Origin of the sequence: Bradyrhizobium sp. BR 1433 (genome assembly GCF_051547665.1) — a bacterium.
GTDB classification, from domain to species: Bacteria; Pseudomonadota; Alphaproteobacteria; order Rhizobiales; family Xanthobacteraceae; genus Bradyrhizobium; species Bradyrhizobium australafricanum.
The window spans coordinates 1859078-1878489 of sequence record NZ_JBPUGG010000001.1 but is presented as its reverse complement, the minus strand read 5'-3'; the positions used below and the strand labels follow the sequence as shown (position 1 = coordinate 1878489).

At 65.0% G+C, this 19412-nt stretch carries 18 protein-coding genes and 3 pseudogenes; 13 read left to right on the top strand and 8 right to left on the bottom strand.

The window, feature by feature from the left end; genetic code table 11:
- Positions 1–51: 51 nt before the first annotated feature.
- The 4 genes from msrB to ACSKB9_RS09545 all read left to right on the top strand — a co-directional run bounded on the left by msrB (position 52) and on the right by ACSKB9_RS09545 (position 6384).
- The gene (msrB, locus tag ACSKB9_RS09560) at positions 52–552 is read left to right on the top strand and encodes a peptide-methionine (R)-S-oxide reductase MsrB (RefSeq protein ID WP_057016674.1); all 501 of its coding nucleotides are present in this window, start codon (positions 52–54) and stop codon (positions 550–552) included.
- A gap of 183 nt (positions 553–735) precedes the next feature.
- A complete protein-coding gene (locus tag ACSKB9_RS09555) occupies positions 736–2568 on the top strand; it encodes a flagellar hook-basal body complex protein (protein WP_438072757.1) in 1833 nt (610 codons plus the stop codon).
- 46 nt (positions 2569–2614) lie between these two features.
- Positions 2615–4519, top strand: coding sequence for a flagellar hook-associated protein FlgK (gene flgK, locus ACSKB9_RS09550; RefSeq protein ID WP_438072755.1), 1905 nt, complete (start codon positions 2615–2617; stop codon positions 4517–4519).
- Positions 4501–6384: a flagellar protein gene (locus ACSKB9_RS09545; protein WP_438072754.1), complete on the top strand. Its 1884-nt coding sequence runs from the start codon at positions 4501–4503 to the stop codon at positions 6382–6384. The genes flgK and ACSKB9_RS09545 overlap by 19 nt, the downstream gene beginning before the upstream one ends.
- Before the next feature lie 135 nt (positions 6385–6519).
- Here ACSKB9_RS09545 and flbT read toward each other — a convergent pair whose 3' ends face one another.
- Positions 6520–6951, bottom strand: coding sequence for a flagellar biosynthesis repressor FlbT (flbT, locus tag ACSKB9_RS09540; protein WP_028337700.1), 432 nt, complete (start codon positions 6949–6951; stop codon positions 6520–6522).
- Between the two features lie 366 nt (positions 6952–7317).
- Here flbT and ACSKB9_RS09535 point away from each other — a divergent pair, with 366 nt between their 5' ends.
- The 3 genes from ACSKB9_RS09535 to ACSKB9_RS09525 all read left to right on the top strand — a co-directional run bounded on the left by ACSKB9_RS09535 (position 7318) and on the right by ACSKB9_RS09525 (position 9454).
- Entirely contained in the window at positions 7318–8487 is a 1170-nt protein-coding gene (locus ACSKB9_RS09535; protein ID WP_028337699.1) for a flagellin, read from the top strand.
- Positions 8488–8694: 207 nt separating this feature from the next.
- A complete protein-coding gene (gene flaF, locus ACSKB9_RS09530) occupies positions 8695–9060 on the top strand; it encodes a flagellar biosynthesis regulator FlaF (RefSeq protein ID WP_016846762.1) in 366 nt (121 codons plus the stop codon).
- A 28-nt stretch (positions 9061–9088) separates the two neighbouring features.
- Positions 9089–9454 carry a hypothetical protein gene (locus tag ACSKB9_RS09525; protein WP_438072752.1) on the top strand — a complete coding sequence of 122 codons (366 nt, stop codon included), beginning with the start codon at positions 9089–9091 and terminating at the stop codon, positions 9452–9454.
- 18 nt (positions 9455–9472) lie between these two features.
- On the opposite strand, the gene ACSKB9_RS09520 is transcribed toward ACSKB9_RS09525, so the two are convergent.
- From ACSKB9_RS09520 to ACSKB9_RS09505, 4 genes are all read right to left on the bottom strand, one after another.
- On the bottom strand, positions 9473–9859 hold the full coding sequence (locus tag ACSKB9_RS09520) for a hypothetical protein (protein WP_076825676.1): 387 nt from the start codon (positions 9857–9859) through the stop codon (positions 9473–9475).
- Positions 9860–10019: 160 nt separating this feature from the next.
- Positions 10020–10523 carry a hypothetical protein gene (locus ACSKB9_RS09515; RefSeq protein WP_092084913.1) on the bottom strand — a complete coding sequence of 168 codons (504 nt, stop codon included), beginning with the start codon at positions 10521–10523 and terminating at the stop codon, positions 10020–10022.
- A gap of 19 nt (positions 10524–10542) precedes the next feature.
- Positions 10543–10899 carry a flagellar assembly peptidoglycan hydrolase FlgJ gene (flgJ, locus tag ACSKB9_RS09510; protein ID WP_028337696.1) on the bottom strand — a complete coding sequence of 119 codons (357 nt, stop codon included), beginning with the start codon at positions 10897–10899 and terminating at the stop codon, positions 10543–10545.
- Entirely contained in the window at positions 10899–12023 is a 1125-nt protein-coding gene (locus ACSKB9_RS09505; RefSeq protein WP_038385504.1) for a flagellar basal body P-ring protein FlgI, read from the bottom strand. Before ACSKB9_RS09505 ends, flgJ begins: the two co-directional genes overlap by 1 nt.
- Positions 12024–12291: 268 nt before the next feature.
- Between ACSKB9_RS09505 and ACSKB9_RS09500 the strand changes: the two genes are divergently transcribed.
- Positions 12292–12705: a flagellar assembly protein FliX gene (locus ACSKB9_RS09500; RefSeq protein WP_057016669.1), complete on the top strand. Its 414-nt coding sequence runs from the start codon at positions 12292–12294 to the stop codon at positions 12703–12705.
- Between the two features lie 57 nt (positions 12706–12762).
- Here ACSKB9_RS09500 and ACSKB9_RS09495 read toward each other — a convergent pair whose 3' ends face one another.
- Entirely contained in the window at positions 12763–13149 is a 387-nt protein-coding gene (locus tag ACSKB9_RS09495) for a winged helix-turn-helix transcriptional regulator (RefSeq protein WP_028337693.1), read from the bottom strand.
- A 104-nt stretch (positions 13150–13253) separates the two neighbouring features.
- On the opposite strand from ACSKB9_RS09495, the gene ACSKB9_RS09490 reads away from it, so the two are divergent.
- From ACSKB9_RS09490 to ACSKB9_RS09480, 3 genes and pseudogenes are all read left to right on the top strand, one after another.
- Entirely contained in the window at positions 13254–13865 is a 612-nt protein-coding gene (locus ACSKB9_RS09490; RefSeq protein WP_229160160.1) for an NAD(P)-dependent oxidoreductase, read from the top strand.
- A 210-nt stretch (positions 13866–14075) separates the two neighbouring features.
- Positions 14076–14442: pseudogene (dksA, locus tag ACSKB9_RS09485) on the top strand (RNA polymerase-binding protein DksA).
- A gap of 238 nt (positions 14443–14680) precedes the next feature.
- On the top strand, positions 14681–15487 hold the full coding sequence (locus ACSKB9_RS09480; RefSeq protein ID WP_438072749.1) for a phytanoyl-CoA dioxygenase: 807 nt from the start codon (positions 14681–14683) through the stop codon (positions 15485–15487).
- 30 nt (positions 15488–15517) lie between these two features.
- Here ACSKB9_RS09480 and ACSKB9_RS09475 read toward each other — a convergent pair whose 3' ends face one another.
- Positions 15518–15790 (bottom strand): winged helix-turn-helix transcriptional regulator, encoded by a 273-nt coding sequence (locus tag ACSKB9_RS09475; protein WP_438072748.1) that lies wholly within the window; start codon positions 15788–15790, stop codon positions 15518–15520.
- A 252-nt stretch (positions 15791–16042) separates the two neighbouring features.
- Between ACSKB9_RS09475 and ACSKB9_RS09470 the strand changes: the two are divergent.
- Together ACSKB9_RS09470 and ACSKB9_RS09465 are read left to right on the top strand one after the other, a co-directional pair.
- Positions 16043–17072 (top strand): annotated as a pseudogene (locus ACSKB9_RS09470) (SDR family oxidoreductase).
- Positions 17073–17180: 108 nt separating this feature from the next.
- On the top strand, positions 17181–17966 hold the full coding sequence (locus ACSKB9_RS09465; RefSeq protein WP_057016665.1) for a 2-keto-4-pentenoate hydratase: 786 nt from the start codon (positions 17181–17183) through the stop codon (positions 17964–17966).
- A gap of 112 nt (positions 17967–18078) precedes the next feature.
- Here the strand turns inward: ACSKB9_RS09465 and ACSKB9_RS09460 are convergent.
- A pseudogene (locus ACSKB9_RS09460) lies at positions 18079–18830 on the bottom strand (carbonic anhydrase).
- Between the last annotated feature and the right edge of the window lie 582 nt (positions 18831–19412).

Below are 19412 nucleotides of genomic sequence, written 5' to 3'. Positions count from 1 at the left end.
GTTGACGAACCTCGGGCACGCCCCCTGAGCCGTCCGCACCGGAGATGATTGATGATCGATCGCCGCATCCTGCTTGCTTCCGTCGCCGGCCTGTTCGGTTTCGCCGCCTTCCGCTGGCTGCGCGCCTCGCCGGCGCAGGCCGCCGAGAAATTCGAGATCGAGAAGACCGACGCCGAATGGCGCGCGCAGCTGACGCCGCAGCAATACGAGATCCTGCGCAACCAGGGCACCGAGCGGCCGGGATCGAGCCCGCTGCTCAAGGAGCACCGCAAGGGCACCTTCGCCTGCGCCGGCTGCGACCTGCCGCTGTTCTCGTCCGAGACCAAGTATGAGAGCGGCACCGGCTGGCCGAGCTTCTACAAGCCGCTGGACAATGCGGTCGGCACGACGTCGGACCGCACCTTCGGCATGGTGCGCACCGAGGTGCATTGCCGCCGCTGCGGCGGCCATCTCGGCCACGTCTTCGACGACGGCCCGAAACCGACCGGACTGCGCTACTGCATGGACGGTTTCGCGCTGGTGTTTCACCCGGCGGCGCCGTCGGCGACCTGACATTCCTTCCCGGCAATTGTTGCCGCTCCCGGCAAATGTGCCCCGGTCGAACGACCGGGGCATTTTTTTCAAGCGGATGATTTTGTTGCGTTTTGTTTCGTGGCACGACCTTTGCGACATGCTCCGCCGATGCGGCCATTCCTGTGATTGCCAGCCGCCGGGAATCGAATTGGAGAACATGTCATGGGTATCTTCGGCGCTCTCACGACGGCTGTCGGTGGCTTGCGCGCGGGGTCGTACGCGCTCGAAAACATCTCCGGCAACATCGCCAACTCCCAGACCACAGCCTTCAAGCGCATCGATACCTCGTTCCTCGACCTCGTCCCGCAGACCGCGCTGACCGCGCAACTCGCCGGCGGCGTCACCGCGCAGTCCCGTTCGACCAACTCGGTGCAGGGCGACGTCCAGTCGGCATCGGTCGCGACCTTCATGGCGATCAACGGCAACGGTTTCTTCGCGGTGCAGAAGCCCGGCAGCTTCACCGACGGTGCGCCGGTGTTCGACGGCGTCGACCGCTACACCCGCCGCGGCGATTTCCAGCTCAACAAGGACGGCTATCTCGTCAACGGCGCCGGCTACTATCTCGAGGGCGTGCCGATCGACCCGACCACCGGCAACCCGGCAGGCTCATCGCCGCAGGTGCTGCAATTCAAGAACAACTTCCTGCCGGCGCAGCAGACCACCAAGATCGACTATCGCGCCAACCTCGCGTCCTATCCCTTGACCACCGCGCACGACACTTCGGTTCCCGGTTCCGAGCTGATCCGGCCGGGCGCGTTCAGCGCCGGCTATAACCCGCTGGTGCTGGGCACGCCGGCCGCGCCGTATACCGATTCCTCCGTCACCGGCACGGAGCAGAAGAACAAGGCGACGCCGTCGGTGGACAATACCGCCGCGACCTTGCTTTCGGGCGCTGCGGGCACCGATTCAATCAACACCAGCTTCAGCGCCGGTTCGGCCGGCCCACCCGTCGTGCCCGCCGATACGATCACGGTCAACGGCACCGTCATCACCTTCGTGGCTTCGGGTGCGACCGGCAACCAGCTCAACGTCACCGACAGCATCGGAACGCTGCTCGCCAAGATCGACGCGATTACCGGCACCACGACGCCATCGACAATCAGCGGCGGCAAGATCACTCTGCACTCCGGCAAGTTGGCGGACCTCAACGTGACGAGCTCGAACTCGACCGCCTTCGCGGCGCTCGGCTTCACCGGCTCGGCGGTTGCGACCCGCGGCGGCGGCGGCACGGTCGGCACCGGCCAGGTGGTCGGCAACGACAACTCGACCTTCCTGAACGAATCCGTCTCGGGCGGCGCCGTTACGGCCTACGACGTCTCGGGTGCGCCGGTGAACCTGCAATTCCGCTGGGCCAAGACCGACAGCTCCTCGCTGGGCAGCCCACATACCGACACCTGGAACCTGTTCTACCAGGTCAATCCCAATGCGACCGGCACGCAGGTCTCCTGGCAGAACGTCAACGTCAACTTCACCTTCGCCTCGAACGGCCAGATGTCGCCGGCGATCTCCTCGGTGGCGCTCACCAATGCCGTCGTCAACGGTGTGTCGCTGGGCAGCCCCGTGATCAATTTCGGCTCCGGCGGCGTGACCCAGTTCGCCGACGCCAACGGCAACGTTCAGGTCAACCAGATCCAGCAGGACGGCTTCCCCGCCGGCCAGCTGCAGTCGGTCAGCGTCTCCACCAACGGCCGCATCGTCGGCAACTATACCAACGGCCGCAACATCGACCTCGCCGAAATCTCGGTGGCGACCTTCAACGGCACCAACTTCCTCAAGCGCATCGACGGCGGTGCGTTCGAGGCGACCGACGAGTCCGGCGCGGCGCTGTTCGGCAAGGCCGGCACCATCGTCGGTTCCTCGCTCGAGAGCTCGAACACCGATATCGCCGACGAATTCACCAAGCTGATCGTGACCCAGCAGGCCTATTCGGCGAACACCAAGGTGATCACCACAACCAATTCGATGGTGCAGGATCTCCTGAACGTGGTGCGCTGATCGCATCGTTGCTGCACGTGTGAAGAAGTAAAGGCGAGTACACATCATGGGTTTGAGCCAAGCCCTCTCCACCGCGATGTCGGGCCTGCGCGCCACGCAGGCCTCGCTCTCGCTCGTGTCGTCGAACGTCGCCAACGCGGAGACGCCCGGCTACGTCAGGAAGACGCTCAACCAGGTCACCGGCACCACCGGCCAGTACGGATCGAGCGTCCTCATCACCGGCGTCAACCGCCAGCTCGACGAATTCCTGCAGACCCAGCTTCGCACCGAGACGTCGGGCGCGGCCTACGCCGACGTCCGCTCGGATTTCCTGGCCAATTTGCAGGGCGTGTACGGCAATCCCGACTCCACCGGCACGATCGAGGACGCCTACAACAAGTTCCTGACCGCGCTGCAGGGGCTGTCGACCAGCCCGGAATCGCAGTCGGCCCGCATCGGCGTGATCAATGCCGCGCAATCGATGGCGCAGCAGCTCAACGCGACCTCGCAGGGAATCCAGACGCTGCGCGCCAACGCCGAGGCCGGCATCAGCGACTCCATCAACAGCGCCAACAATGCGTTGCAGCAGATCGCGTGCCTCAATGTCCAGCTGGCGGCCAATGGCGGCACGACCGATGCCTCGACCGCGGCATTGCTCGATCAGCGCGACCGCTACGTCACGCAGCTCTCGCAGCTCATGGACATCCGCACCGTCACCAACAGCCAGAACCAGGTGAGCGTGTTCACCAATTCTGGCGTGCAGCTGGTCGGCACCGAGGCCGCGACGCTCAGCTTCAACGCCCAGGGCACGATGACGCCCAACACGTTGTACAATACCGACCCGACCAAGAGCACGGTCGGCACCATCACCATCACGTTCCCGCATGGCGGCACCTATGACATGGTGTCGACCAACTCGATTCGCTCCGGCAAGATCGCCGCCTATCTCGAGTTGCGCGACAACACGCTGGCGCAGGCCCAGACACAGATCGATCAGTTCGCCGCCGCGATGTCGAGCGCGTTGTCGGACAAGACGACCGCGGGCACCGCGGCGACGGCGGGGGCGCAGTCCGGCTTCGACCTCGATCTCTCGGGGCTGCTGAACGGCAACACCATCCACGTCTCCTACAAGGACAACACCACCGGCCTCACGCATAATCTGTCGATCATTCGCGTCGACGATCCGAGCGTGCTGCCGCTGAGCAATACCGCGACCGTCGATCCGAACGACGAGGTGCTGGGCATCGATTTCTCAGGCGGCATGAGCTCGGTGCTGTCGCAGCTCAACGGCGCACTCGGCGGAACCGGCCTGCAATTCTCCAATCCGTCCGGGTCGACGCTGCGCGTGCTCGACGACGGCGCCGTCAACAAGGCCGATGTGACCGCGGCGTCGGTCACGTCGACAGTTTCGTCGCTGACCTCGGGCGATCCGCACCTTCCGCTGTTCACCGACAATGGCGGACTCTACACCGGCGCGATCACCGCGAACGGCTCGCAGACCACCGGCCTTGCCGCGCGCATCAGCGTCAACACCGGCCTGATCGGCGATCCCTCGCGCATGGTGGTGTACTCGACCAATCCGCAGACGCCGGCCGGCGACACCACGCGCGCCAACCTCGTTCTGAACCAGCTGTCGAACGCCTCGTACAGCTATTCGCCGCAGACCGGCCTTGGCACGTCAGGCGCGCCGTTCACCGGCACGCTGCTCAACTTTGCCAAGCAGTTCATCAGCCAGCAGGGCGAGTCGGCGACCGCCGCCAAGCAACTGGCTGACGGCCAGGACGTCGTGCTGAACACGCTGCAGACCAAGATGGACTCGACCTCCGGCGTCAACATGGACGAGGAGATGGCGCATCTGCTTTCGCTGCAGAACGCCTATTCCGCCAATGCGCGCGTGATGTCGTCGATCAAGCAGATGTACGAACGCGCTGCTGCAGCTCACGTGAGGGTAACATGTCGATCGACGGCGTAAGCGGCAGAACTTCCTATATCGGCACCACGATCCTCAACCTGCGGAATCAGCTCAATGACCTGACCACGCAGCTTGCGACCGGCAAGGTATCGACGACCTATGCGGGGCAGGGGCTCGATCGCGGTTTCGCGCTCAGCCTGCGCGCGCAGATCAGCGGCATCAACGCATTCTCCGATACCGCAACCAACCTCAACACGCGCCTGAGTGTCGCGAACCTCACCCTGCAGGGCCTGTCCGACGTCGGGACCCAGGTGAAGAACGCCGCGACGACGGCGACGCTGACGCTCAACGACAGCGGCCAGACCTCGGGCCAGATCACGGCGCAGGCGGCCTTCGCCAACGCGGTCGCGATGCTGAACAGCCAGTCGGGCGACCGCTATCTGTTTTCCGGTCGCGCGATGGATACGCCGGCCACGGTGTCCGCCGATACCATGCTCAAGGGCACGGCAACCCAGGCCGGCCTGACGCAGCTCATCAATGAGCGCAAGCAGGCCGATCAGGGCGCCGGCATGATGGGACGCCTGAGCGTCTCGTCGCCGCCGGCGACCACGACGGTCACGAGTATCGCCGAGGACGGCTCGCCGTTCGGCCTGAAGCTCTTGTCGGTGCAGTCGTCGTTGACGGGTGGCGCCACGGTGACGCAGCCGGCCGGCACGCCGAAGACCGCGTCGGTCGATCTCGGCGCCGTCAATCCGAAGGACGGCGACAAGATCAAGTTCAACTTCACGCTGCCCGACGGCACCACCGAAGCGATCGAACTCACGGCGACCACGACGAACCCGCCGCCCGCCGGTTCGTTCCTGATCGGCACCGACACCGCGGCGACGACGGCCAACCTGCAGTCGACGCTGACCTCGTCGATCAAGACGTTGAGCGACACGTCGCTGGTCGCGGCGTCCGCGGTCGCAGCGTCGAACAATTTCTTCAATCCGGTCGCGACCGTCTCGGGCGCCGCGGTCAACAACCAGAACACGCCGCCGGCGCCGATCAGCGGCGCCACGGCGCTGTCGGGGGCGGCGGGCACCGACTCGCTGTCGACGAGCTTTGCCGCCGGCGATACCATCACGGTGAACGGCACGCCGATCACCTTCGCGGCCTCGGGCGCCACCGGCAACCAGGTCAACGTCACCGACAGCGTGCAGACGCTGATGGCCAAGATCGACCAGATCAGCGGCACCAAGAACCCGTCGACCATCAGCAACGGCGCGATCACCCTGCACGGCGCCGACGGCGAGAGCCTGTCGATCTCGAGCTCCAATACCGCCGCACTCGGCGCGCTCGGCATCGCCAACAACACCACCGCAGCGCCGGCGCCGCTCAGGGTAGGGGGACCGCCGTTCGACACCGCGACCAACCTGGTCGCGGGCACGCCCGGCAACACCGTCTACTGGTACACCGGCGAGAATGGCCCGGGATCGGCGCGCGGCACCGCGGTCGCGCAGGTCGATCAGTCGATCACCGTGCAGTATGGCGCGCGCGCCAACGAGCAGGCCTTCCGCTATTTGCTGCAGAACGTCGCGGTGTACGCAGCCGTCACCACCAATGCCAGCAACCCGAATGCGAGCGCGCAGGTGACGGCGCTCGCGCAGCGCGTGAGCGCCAACCTCGCCCCGCAAAACGGTCAGCAGCAGATCCAGGACGTGCAGGCCGAATTCGCCGGTGCCCAGACCGCGACCAAGGCGGCCACCGATCGGCAGACCCAGCTGAAGGGGATGGCGGAAACGATGCTCAACTCGGTCGAGGGCGTCAATCAGGACGAGGTCGCGACCAAGATCCTGGCGCTGCAAACCAGCTTGCAGGCGTCGTACCAGACCACGTCGATGCTGTATCAGACGACGCTGCTGAAATATCTCCCGATCAGCTGATCACGCGCCCCTGAACTCCAGCCAGCAAAAAGGCCTCCGCGCGGAGGCCTTTTTCGTTCAGTCGAGTGGGGCTAGAGCGTTTTCAAGCGACGTGGACGCCGGTTCGCGCGAAGAAAGGCGTCAAAACAAGAAGCTCTACGCGCTCTTGCGTGTGTCGTCCCGTTCGGCGTTCTGCTGGTCGCGCGCGGTTTCCAGCAGCTTCTCTTCGTGTGCGATCAGCTTCTTGGATTCCTTCAGCGCGTGATAGAGGTCGCCGTTGAGGATGAAGTTGTTGACGCTTTCGATGAAGGGCCACGCGCTCGGCATCGCGGTGATGATGTCGCGCACCAGACTGAAATAGGTCGGGTGGTGCGCCATCGGGTCCGGCGACAGATACATCAGCTGCACGGCCAGATAGATCAGCTTCGCGGGCGTATCCGCGGTCTCGGGCGTCAGGATATCCTTCTCGCGCAGGATCGGGATGCGGTCGCCGTCGATCAGCAGGCGGGCGCGCTGGTCGGTGTTGGTGATCACGCAATTGCCGACGATGATGCGTTCGTTCGGTTTGAGTTCGACCTTCAGGGCCATGACCGTTCTCCTTTGCCTGCAGTCGCGCGACGTCTTCGCTGGCGGAGCGAAGTTGTTCGGCACTGCTTAGCAGCCGCCGTTGCGGGCAGGGGCCGATGCGACAGCGATCCTTTCCCATGATGGTTAATGCTTGGTGAACGAGGGGCGGGCGCTGGCGTCGTTATCTGGCCGGAATTGTCAGTCGTCTCAGTAGCTTTCGGGGTGAACCTCGCCCAATGGCGACAATTTTATTCTTCGGCCTTTGTCTCAAATGCCGTGCCGGAGATTTCTTTTTCCTTCGCGGCCAGACCGCAGGATCGGCCATCCGCCCGATCAGAAAGGATTGGAGCGGCTTTTTCCTCAGTTTCACACCAGAAAGGTATGAAAATGTCCGATATCATTCTCTCCTCCTCGGTTCGCCAGAACCTCCTCTCCCTCCAGTCCACCGCCGATCTGCTCTCCACGACGCAGAACCGCCTTGCCACCGGCAAGAAGGTCAACACGGCGCTCGACAACCCGACCAACTTCTTCACCGCGCAGTCGCTCGACAACCGCGCCAGCGACATCAACAACCTGCTCGACGGCATCGGCAACGGTGTGCAGGTGCTGCAGGCCGCCAACACCGGCATCACCTCGCTGCAGAAGCTGGTCGATACCGCGAAGTCGATCGCCAACCAGGTGCTGCAGAGCCCGACCGGCTACACCACCAGGTCGCAGGTCACCTCGACTGCGGCGCTCGGCGGCACGTCTGCCAACCTCGTCGACGGCACCACGATCAAGAGCGGCGACGTGCTGGCGATCGCGGCTTCGGCCGGCCAACCCGCCTTCAGCTTCACCTTCGGCGCCAGCACGTCGCTGGCGCAGCTGAACACGTCGCTGGCGGCGAGCAACCTGACGGCGAGCCTCGACAGCTCCAACAAGCTCGTCATCACCACGACCAATGACGCGGCGTCCTCGACGATCGGTGCGGTGACCTTCACCAACACCGGCGGCGGCACCGCGACGTTCAGCGCGGCCGGCACGGCCCCGGTCGCCGACCAGGCCTCGCAGTCGGCGCGCGCCGCTCTGGTGACGCAGTACAACAACACCATCGCGCAGATCACGACCACGGCGCAGGACGCCTCGTTCAACGGCATCAACCTGTTGAACGGCGACAGCCTGAAGCTGACCTTCAACGAGACCGGCAAGTCGACACTCAGCATCACCGGCGTCACCTTCAATGCCAGCGGCCTCGGTCTGAAGGCGCTGACCGCCGGCACCGACTTCCTCGACAACAACTCGGCGAACAGCGTCATCTCGTCGCTGAGCTCGGCGAGCTCCGCGTTGCGCAGCGAAGCCTCGACGCTCGGTTCGAACCTGTCGATCGTGCAGATCCGTCAGGACTTCTCGAAGAACCTGATCAACGTGCTGCAGACCGGTTCGTCCAACCTGACGCTGGCCGACACCAACGAGGAAGCGGCCAACAGCCAGGCGCTGTCGACCCGCCAGTCGATCGCGGTCTCCGCGCTGGCGCTCGCCAACCAGAGCCAGCAGAGCGTGCTGCAGCTGCTCCGCTAAGCGCGCCGGCAAGTGCTTCGGGAACGGCGGGGGAAACCCCGCCGTTTTCTTTTGTCTCCGGGATATTACGGTGTCTGTCCATGCCGTCAGAACGACGCATTTCGTAACGGCTGCTAACCATATTTAAAGGCGCCGGATGCATAAATATCGGGCGCTAGAATTGCGTCTTCGCGGCTCGAGAAATCCGCATCCCATCGAGGTCATTGAATGTCGAATGCAGCCCAGGCCTACGCTCGTACCTCCACGACGACGGCGTCCCCACGTGAAATCGAAGCGCAGGCGCTGTTGAAGGCCGCGCGGCAGCTGCAGGAAGTCCAGACGAACTGGAACGGTCCCGACAAGGCGCTCGATCACGCGTTGCTGTTCAACCGCCGGCTGTGGTCGATCTTCCTCAGCGCCGCGCAAGGCGACGACAATCCGCAGCCGCTGGAGATTCGCCAGAACATCGCCAATATCGGCGTGTTCGTGATGAAGCAGACCGTCGATATCCAGATGAATCCGGATCCGGCGAAACTGAAGTCGCTGATCGATATCAACTGCAATATTGCCGCCGGCCTCTCGGGTCGCGGCTGATCGATCGATTCCTGACGGAGCCCTCGGCATGGCCGACGTGTTGAGCATCCTGTCGGCCAACTACAAGGCCGCCGGCCTGACGGTCCCGTCGAAGACGCCCTATGTGGCCGTCGATCCGAACCTCTATGAGGGCAGCTGGAGCGGCAAGTACGCCAACAACAAGTCGTTCAACATCTCGGTGTCGAACGTCGATGGCTTCCGCGCCAAGGTCCACTACCAGAGCGACGGTACCAGCAAGTATCAGGACGTGCTGATCAAGGATGGTGGGTTCCGGATCGGCGATACCAAGTTCGCGCTGGTGAAGCAGGGGACGGCGTTGATCGCCAATGTCGTCACCGATCCGGCCACCGGGGCGACCTATCTCGACAAGGCCTACGCCACGCAGAAGACCTGAGCGGTCGTTGGTCCGCGCCTAGGCGCGGCGATCGGTGGCACGCACCCGCGTCGGCGCGTCCTTGCTGAGATCGAGCGCGTGGAAATAGGCGCGGCGGCGCAATACGGCTTCTTCCGGAAACTGCCTCACCACCAAATTCGTGCGATTATCGACCACCTGATAGACCACGGCGCGCGCGTCGCGGTCGATGATGACCTGATCGCTGACCGACGGAGCCTGATTTGAAATCGATGCGTTGACGGCGTCGGGATCGATGGTGACGCGCACGCTCGGCTCCGGAGCGGTGACGCTCTGGCTCGCCGGCAGTTCAGTCTTGACCGCCTTCTGCGCCGTATCGCTCGTGGGAGAGACCATCGGCGCCGCGACCGGTGCCCCCACCGGCTTGATGTTGAAATCTGTACTCATGGCAGCCTCGTAGTGCACAGGCACTAGTTTGCTTGAGTCAAATCCCAACCCCTCACGATCCGCAACTCTACGGGGAACCTCTCAATAGGCTGTTAGAAAACACGCTGAATGCCGCGCTGCCGGGGCGGCGTCGAATTGAGCTAAATTGTAGGCGTAGGCGTCAGAGTGTGCGGCTGATCGCGATCGGCGTCATGTTGCGGGGGCCCGGCGTGGCGCGCTGTCCGCTCGCGGTATAGGTGTTCGGAATGTTGCGGCGCTGCACCTCGGCATTGACGCCGCGCACGATGCCTTCGGAGACGGCGTGCGCGGTTGCAAGCACGGTCAAATTGACCTGCAGCATGGCGCGGAATGTCTCGTGATGACGGCGCAGTGTCGCGAGCAGCTCGGGATCGGTCTGCGACAGCATCTTCTGCATCGATTTCAGATGCTCCACCGCGAGCATGTAGCGCCGCGACAGCTCGGACTTCTGCGGCTCGAGCCGCATGCCCTCGCGGATCTTGCCGGCGCGGACGAACTCGGTCTCCTGCTCGATCACGGCAAGCAGGCCGCTCATCACTTCGGTCAGCTCGTTGGCGAGACGCGCGACGTCCGGCGGCGTCGACGTCGCGGACCGCGCGGCGGAGGCGGATGCTACTGGCCGCGGCTGCTGTGGACGCTGGTTCATCGCGCTGCTCCTTGAAACCCTAGCTCTTGTTCGCCTGCTGCAGGATCAGCGAGCGGAACACTTCGTTGGAAATGCCGACGCCGCCGGCCTTGGCGAAATTCTTCGAGTATTCGTCGGTCAGCATCGACCGCCACGCGCCGGTGCCGACGGTGTCGCCGTACGGGCCATCGCCCTTCAGGCCGGTCGTCATCTGCGAGAACATCGAATTGAGGAACATCGATTCGAAATCGGTCGCGGTCGCCTTTGCCTTGGCGGCCTGCTGCGGCGTCACCTTCTTCAACGCGTCCTGCAGCACGGGATCGGGGCGGCCGTTGAACATCGGCATCAACGCCTTGTTCGGCATGCTGCCGGTGGTGCTGTTGATCAGGCTCGCCATCACATCACCTCGATGTCGGCTTCGATCGCGCCGGCGGCCTTGATCGCCTGCAGGATACTGATGAGGTCGCGCGGTCCGATGCCGAGGCCATTGAGGCCGTCGACCAGTTGCTGCAGCGAGACGCCGTCCTTGACCACGGCGAACTTCTTGCCGTCCTCGCTGACGCCGACGCTGGTGCGCGGCGTCACGACTGTCCGGCCGCGCGACAGCGGATTGGGCTGGCTGACCTGCGGACTCTCGGAGATCGAGACGGTGAGATTGCCCTGCGCGACGGCGACGGTGGCGACGCGAACGTCGCGGCCCATCACGATGATGCCGGAGCGCTCGTCGATCACGATCTTGGCCACCAGATCGGGATCGACCTGCAGCTGCTCGATCTCGGTCAGGAAGGCGACGACGTTGCCCTTGAACTCCGTCGGGATCGCAAGCTGCACCGTGGAGGGATCGATCGGCTCGGCGGTCTTGACGCCGAGATAGTCGTTGACCGCGGCGGCGATCCGCTTGGCGGTGGTGAAGTCGGCGTTGCGCAGCGCGAGGCGTACATTGGGCAGGCGGTTGAGCGCGAACTCGATCTCGCGCTCGATGATGGCGCCGTTGGCGATCCGGCCGACGGTCGGCACGCCGCGTACGACGCTGGCGGCGGCGCCTTCGGCCGCGAAGCCGGCGACCGCCACCGATCCCTGCGCCACCGCATAGACATTGCCGTCGGCGCCGAGCAGGGGGGTGACGAGCAGGGTGCCGCCCTGCAGGTTCTTGGCATCGCCGAGCGCCGAGACGGTGACGTCCATGCGCGTGCCCTGGGTGCCGAACGCCGGCAGATTGCCGGTCACCATCACCGCGGCGACGTTGCCGGTGCGGATGGTGGCGCCGCGGATGTTGACGCCCATGCGCTCGAGCATCGCTTGCAGCGATTGCTTGGTGAAGGGGATGTTGTTGAGCGTATCGCCGGTGCCGTTGAGACCGACCACGAGGCCGTAGCCGATCAGCTGGTTCTGGCGCACGCCCTCGATATTGGCGAGATCCTTGATCCGCGACGTCGCGGCCGCCGGCATGACGGAGGCCGCCAGCGCCAGCAGCGCGGCGCAGGCCACTCCGAACAGATTTGCGATGCGGATGCCGGGCATCCCGATGCTCCCCTCGAACTGAACTCGCGGATCGCGCGACACTCCCATGACGGCGATCCGCCATTAACCATGCGAGCTGCGTGCCACTCTGCTTCGCTTGGGCAATGTGTTGATATATTTATCGAAATTGTCGGATCGTCATTTTCCTCCGGTTCGCCAGGGAGCGCGAAACTGCCGCGCGGCGGCAGAAGTTGCCGGGTCGTTTACGCGCCGTTAACCATAAAACAGCGATGCTCGGCCCATTCAGGCCTGCGGGATCATCACGACGATGCGCATCTACGGACCGAACGGCACCACGCTTGGCACGTCCACCAGCGCCACGCGGCGTACCTCGTCGAGCGGCTTCTCGCTGCCGGATGCGACGACCGCGCAGGAGGAGGTCCGCTCCACCGCGGCGCCGAAGGCCGCCGCCAGCCTCGATGCGCTGCTCGCGCTGCAGGGCGTTGAGGACCCGACCGAGCGCCGCAAGCGCTCGGTGGCCCGCGGCAAGGGCGCGCTCGACGTGCTCGATGCGCTCAAGCTCGGCCTGCTGTCCGGCAATTTCGATTCCTCCACGGTGAACCGGCTGCGTGACGCCGCGGCGAGCCTGAAGGAATCTTCCGGCGATCCCGGTCTCGATGCCGTGCTCGGTGAGATCGAACTGCGCGTCGAGGTCGAGCTCGCCAAGGCCGGGCAATACTAGGCTCCTCCCGATCAACTCACCTGTCCCACGCCGCCAGTGCCTGCGGGCCGAAGTGCCTCAGGCCGCCAGCGCCTTGCGCTGCGCGTCGTAGCGGCGCTGCGCGGCCAGCACGTCCTTCAGATTCCGTTCGGCCCAGTCGCGCAGCGGGTCGACGGCTTCGGCGAGCGTCGATCCGAGCGGCGTGATTGAATACTCCACCGTCACCGGCACCGTTGCGATCGCCCGGCGACGCAGCAGCCCGTCGCGCTCCAGGCTTTTCAGCACCTGCGACAGCATCTTCTGCGAGATGCCTTCAATCGCGCGTCGGAGCTGGTTGAAGCGCATCGGCTCGCTGCGCAGCAACAGCAGGATCAGCACCGCCCATTTATCGCCGACCCGGTCGAGGATCTGGCGCGTCGGGCAATTGGCGGCATAGGCGTCCGGCTTGAGGCTCGTGGCTTTCATCGCGGTTACTCCGGCGTGATCAGGTGAGGCGAGAGTGCCTTCTTCACACCTACATCCTTTTCGCTATCTAGTCACCATTGGAAACTATCAATCGGAGACTTGAGATGAAGATCGCCATCGCCGGCGCGTCCGGCCAGGCCGGCTCGCGCATCACCGCGGAACTCGCCCGCCGCGGCCACGCCGTCACCGCCATCGCCCGCAACCCGGAGAAGATCGCCAGCCTGCCCAATGTCACCGCCCGCAAGGGTGACGCGAACGACCAGGCCGCCCTGGCCGCGCTGTGGGCCGGCCACGACGCCGCGGTCAGTTCGATCCATTTCCTGGCCAGCGACCCCGCCAAGCTGATCGGGGCGGCCAAGTCATCCGGGGTCGGCCGCTATCTCGTGGTCGGCGGCGCCGGCAGCCTTGAGGTGGCGCCGGGCGTCCGCCTGGTGACCACCCCCAACTTTCCGCCCCAATACAAGGCCGAGGCCTCCAAGGGGGCTGAATTCCTCGACCTGCTGCGCCAGGAGAAGGACCTGAACTGGACCTTTTTGTCGCCCTCGGCGCTGTTCGTGGCCGGCGAGCGGACCGGCAAGTTCCGCCTCGGAACCGACCAGCTTCTGACCGCAGCCGACGGCAAAAGCTCGATCTCGTTCGAGGATTTCGCAGTTGCACTCGCCGACGAAATCGAGCGCCCGGCCCATATCCGCCGGCGTTTCACGGTCGGCTATTGAGGGGGCAGGGCCGTCCCCGGGCAGGGCGGATAAGTTTGCCTGTGCAAGGCCTTGGGGGCGGCCCGCCTTTCGCGGTGGCAGATATTGTCTGTCACATGACGTGGCTATATAAGGCGCCGCGCGGAGGAGTTGTGTTCCCTCCGCCTGACAGGGACATGGCTGCCTTTGGAAAAGCTGAAGAACTACCGGCCGACTGAAAAAGAGCCTTTCATGAATGAGCGGCAGCGCGATTATTTCCGCGCCAAGCTGCTGGCCTGGAAGGATGAAATCCTCCGCGAAATCGAAGGTCACGTTGCAGACGTTGCAGGAAGAGAACGTCAATCATCCCGACCTCGCGGACCGAGCGTCCTCGGAAACCGACCGCGCGATCGAACTTCGTGCCCGCGACCGTCAGCGCAAGCTGATCTCCAAGATCGACGCGGCGCTCCAGCGCATCGAAGACAACACCTACGGCTATTGCGAAGAGACCGGTGAACCGATCTCGCTGAAGCGGCTCGAAGCTCGCCCGATCGCAACGCTGTCAGTGGAGGCGCAGGAACGCCACGAGAAGCGCGAGAAGGTCTATCGCGACGAATAGTGGCGACGGATCGCCACGGATTGCTACCGGCGCGTACCGATTGTACGTTCGCGCCGCCATGATGACACGCACTCTCAACATCGATTCGGTGTTTTTCCTGGGCTGATCCCGCTTCCTCCCGGAAGCGCTGAGCGGCCACACGAGCTTTCGCTCCTGGGATTCCAGTGAAACCGAATGAGCCGGTCAGGTTCCGCGCATCGCGGAGCATCGATGGCCGGCGACAGTTTGAGAGACAATCATGACCCGTCGAAACGACCCGCGTGCGCTTGACGGCGCGCAGATCGAGCAATTCATCCAACAGGGCTTTGTCCGGATCGACCGCGCCTTTCCCCGGGAACTCGCCGACCAAGGACGTGCCATCATGTGGCGCGACTTGCCATGCAGCGAGCACGACCCTTTGACTTGGACCCAACCGGTGATCCGGTTGCCGGGGTACGGCGGTACGCCGTTTCGCGAAGCGATCAACACGCCGCTGCTGCACCGGGCGTTCGATCAGATCGCCGGTCCCGGCCGCTGGCGTCCGCGCGACGACATCGGAACCTTTCCGGTGCGCTTCCCGCATCCGGACGATCCCGGCGACGCCGGCTGGCACATCGACGTCAGCTTCCCCGGCGAAGATTGCGACCCGAACGAGCGCAGCGACTTCTCCGCCTGGCGGGCCAATGTCGTCTCGCGCGGCCGGGCGCTGCTGATGCTGTTCCTGTTCTCCGACGTCGGCGAGGACGACGCGCCGACCCGGATCAGGGTCGGCTCGCATCGGTCGATGGCGCGCTATCTCGCGCCCGCTGGCGAGGCCGGGCGCGCACGCATGGTGCTCGACGATGTCGGCGCCGACTGCGAGGTCGCGCTCGCGACCGGCGAGGCCGGCACGGTCTATCTGTGTCATCCGTTGCTGGTGCATGCCGCGCAGAAGCATCGGGGCACGACGCCGCGCTTCATGGCCCAGCCGTCGCTCGCTGCCGGCGAACCGTATCGGCTGGAACGTGCGGATGGCGCGTATTCGCCGGTCGAGATCGCGATCCGAAAGGCGCTTGGCATGGAGTGATCGGACGCCGATCTGAAGGCGAGGCGATATTCAGGCCAACCCGGCTCCGAGTATCGCCTCGCTTGCCTCCGCCTGACGGCGCGGGCCGAACGTCTTCGACCATGCCAGCAATTCGCGGAAAGCCGGCGTCAGGCTCCAGGCCGAATCCGTCAGCTCGTATTCGACCTGCAGCGGCTTCTCGGCGAGCACCCTGCGCGCCACCAGGCCGTCGCGCTCGAGCTCGCGCAGCTGCGCAGTCAGCATGTGCTGGGTGATCGGCGCGAGCGCGCGGCGCAGCGCGCCGAACCGCACACCGCCATTCATCAGCGTGAACAGGATCTCGAGCTTCCATTTCCCCCGAGCGCATGGATCGCGTGCTTGAATTCGATCAGCACATTGGGGTCGGTGGGCAGCTCTCGCATTCACCGCCGTCACACATATCGCTGGTATTGTTTTCCATACCGGTCTCGAATTTCATCCTACTTGTCCAAGATCAGATAGTGACCAGATGCGGCCTGTGCAGGGCGGGCAGTGCAATGTTGGGCCCATCCGCCGAACCATGAAGAGGGCAGGGACATGAGCACGGTTTTGGTCACAGGCGGATCGGGATTCATCGGCGTGCATACGATTCTGCAGCTGCTCGCCGACGGGTATGCGGTGCGAACGACGGTGCGCAATCCGGGTCGCAGCAACGACGTGATCGCGATGCTGCGCGAGGGTGGCGCGCTGGCGCCCGACCAGGTCGGCTTCGTCACCGCCGACCTGCTGCGCGACGACGGTTGGCGCGAGGCGGCCACCGGGTGCGACTACGTGCTGCATGTCGCATCACCGCTCGGCGCCCGTGTGCCCGAGGACGAGAATGAGCTGATCGTCCCGGCGCGGGAAGGCACGCTGCGGGTGTTGCGCGCCGCGCGTGACGCAGGCGTCAAGCGCGTGGTCGTGACGTCGTCGTTCGCGGCAATCGGCTACGGCCATCCGCCGCAGGCGGCGCCGTTCAACGAGACCGTATGGTCCAATCTCGATGGCGAGGGCGTGCAGGCCTATCCGAAATCCAAGACGCTGGCCGAGCGCGCCGCCTGGGATTTCGTGGCGCGCCAAGGCAATGGCCTCGAGCTTGCCGTGGTCAACCCCACCGCGGTGTTCGGCCCGGCGCTCGGTGCCGATTTCTCCGAGTTCGATCGGCATCATCAAGGCGCTGCTCGACGGCGCGATGCCGGTGGTGCCGCGGATCCATTTCGGGCTCGTCGACGTGCGCGATGTCGCCGACCTGCATCTGCGCGCCATGATGTCGCCCGAGGCCCGCGGTGAGCGCTTCCTGGCGGTCGCCGGCGAGACCATGTCGATCCTCGGGGTCGCCCGGGTGCTGCGCGCAAAACTCGGCAGCAAGGCGCGTCGCGTGCCGCGGTTCCAGGCGCCGGACTGGATGATGCGGCTCGCCGCACGGCGCAACCCGATGGCCCGTGCCGCGCTGCCGCTGCTCGGCAAGGTGCGCCGCGCGACCAGCGCCAAGGCGCAGCACCTGCTCGGCTGGCGCCCGCGCGGCAATGAGGAGATGATCGTCGCGACCGCGGAGAGCCTGATCCGGCTCGGTCTCGTCAAGGCCTGACGGCAGCTCCCGTGCAGCGTGCTTGCCAGACGCGTCGGCGAGTGCTGAATTGCAGCGAGCAGACGGAGGCGCCACCGCGCCGCCGAGAACACCAGGGAGGCTGCGCAGATGGATCGGGTCCTCGCGGCCGCAAAGGCGATCGCCAGCGCGCGCCGCAGCCGGGCGCCGCTCAAGGCGCTTCCGAAGGACGTGGTGCCGCGCGACGAGGCCGAAGGCTATCAGGTGCAGTACGCGCTGCACGCTCTGATGCAGCCACACGTCGGCAGCCTCGTCGGCTACAAGATCGGCTGCACCAGCGCGGTGATGCAGGAATATATCAACATCCCGCACCCCTGCGTCGGTGGCGTGTTCGAGAAGGTCGTGCATGACAGCGGCGTGCGGCTGCCGGCGGCCGAGTTCGTCCATGTCGGCGTCGAGTGCGAGATCGCGGTGCGGCTCGCCCGCAATCTCGCTCCCAGCGAGGCGCCGTTCACCGCCGAATGGGTCGCGGAAGCGATCGATGCCTACTATCCCGCGATCGAGATCGTCGACGACCGCTACGTCAAATGGGAGACATTGGGCGCGCCGACGCTGATTGCCGACGACTTCTTCGCCGCCGGTTGCGTGCTCGGGGAGGAGGTGCCGCGCATCACCGTGCCCGATCTGCGCGCGGTCGCGGGACGCGCGATCGTCAACGGCAAGGAAGAAGGCCGCGGCACCGGCGCCGACGTGCTCGGGCATCCCCACAACGCGCTCGCCTGGCTCGCCAATCATCTCGCTACCGAAGGCCGTGGCTTGCATGCCGGCCAGATCGTACTGACCGGCAGCCTGGTCAAGACGGTGTGGCTGAACGCGGGCGACACGGTCGTGATGGAGCTCGACGGCCTCGGCAAGGTGGAAGCGGCGTTTACGTGAGGTGACGTTGTGCGAGCCTGCCTCCACATAAGGACGTCGTCCCTGCGAAAGCAGGGACGACACCGAGCGTGTTGCGCGACCTTGACCTGACTTTACTGAATTCACCTGACTTTCAAGTCGCCGGGCGCCTGGCGTCCGTGACCAGTTCGACCTTGCCGTCGGTCAGCCGGTAGACCGCGCCGACCACCCTGAGCTTGCCCTGATCGACCGCGGCGCTGAGGATCGGCGTTGCCGATTTCAGCTTCGCGACGTTGTCGATGACGTTCTGCCTGATGGCGTTGGCGAGCCGGTCGCCTCCCTTGCCTTCGGTCGCCTTCACCGCCGGTGCGATCGCATTGACCAGCGAGGGCAGATGGCCGGGCAGGGTGGTGTTGTCCTTCAGCGACTTGATGGCGGCGTCGACCGCCCCGCAGCTGTCGTGGCCGAGCACCATGAACAGCGGCACGTTGAGCACGGCCGATGCATATTCCAGGCTCGCGATGGTCTCGTCGCTGGCAAAATTGCCCGCGATGCGGCAGACGAACAGATCGCCGCGGCCGGTGTCGAAGGCGTATTCCGGTGCGATGCGGGAGTCCGCGCAACTCAGGATGCCGGCGAACGGATCTGTCCGCCGGCCAGCGCCTCGCGCTCGTGCTTGAAATCATGCCGCCGCGAGACGCCTTCGACATAGCGGTGATTGCCCTTCACCAGCCGCTCCAGCGCCGCGTCCGGCGCCAGCACATTCTGCGGCTTCGGCGGCGATTTGGTTTCCCTGGCGGAAACCGGCGGGGCAAGGGCGAGGCTGGCGGCGGTGCAGGCCGCGGCAGCGAGGAAGCGGCGCCGGGAGGTCTGGGTGGGAGCTGCGATTTCGCAAAGCTGGCACATCAAAAATCTCCGTAAAATTATCCGAGAATAGCAATCGCGTCCGTGCAAAGGTTGTAGATCATGCGCAGTGCCACCGCAACGATGTGGTTTCACGCGCTCGGATGCTGCAGGCGGGACTCGTCGTTGCAATAGTGCATGACAATTCGCTTCGGTGGTTATGGGTCCCTGCTTTCGCAGGGACGACGACGAGGATGGTTCTCGATTCAAGATGGCAAACACGCGGTGTCATCGCCCGCGAAAGCCACACACACGATCGTCGTCCCGGCGAAAGCCAGGACCCATAACCACCGCACTTGATGATAAACGGGATCGTGGCCCCAGCATCGCGCAACAACTCTCATTTGGGGTAATGGGTCCTGGCTTTCGCCAGGACGACATGGAATGGGCTGCGCGCGTTGTGAGTCAAACTTCCGCATTCTCGCGACATGATTTGCCGAGCTTTGCTCTTCGTTCCGCCCTGAGTTGCCCGACGGGCCGATCGGCGCAGCCGGATAACCTGCGGGTTATGAAAGGCGCGGGCGGTCTTGGTGTGCCATCGCGCCGGAAAACCCCGGGTGGCGCGGCCGCCGTCGAGCCGCCGAA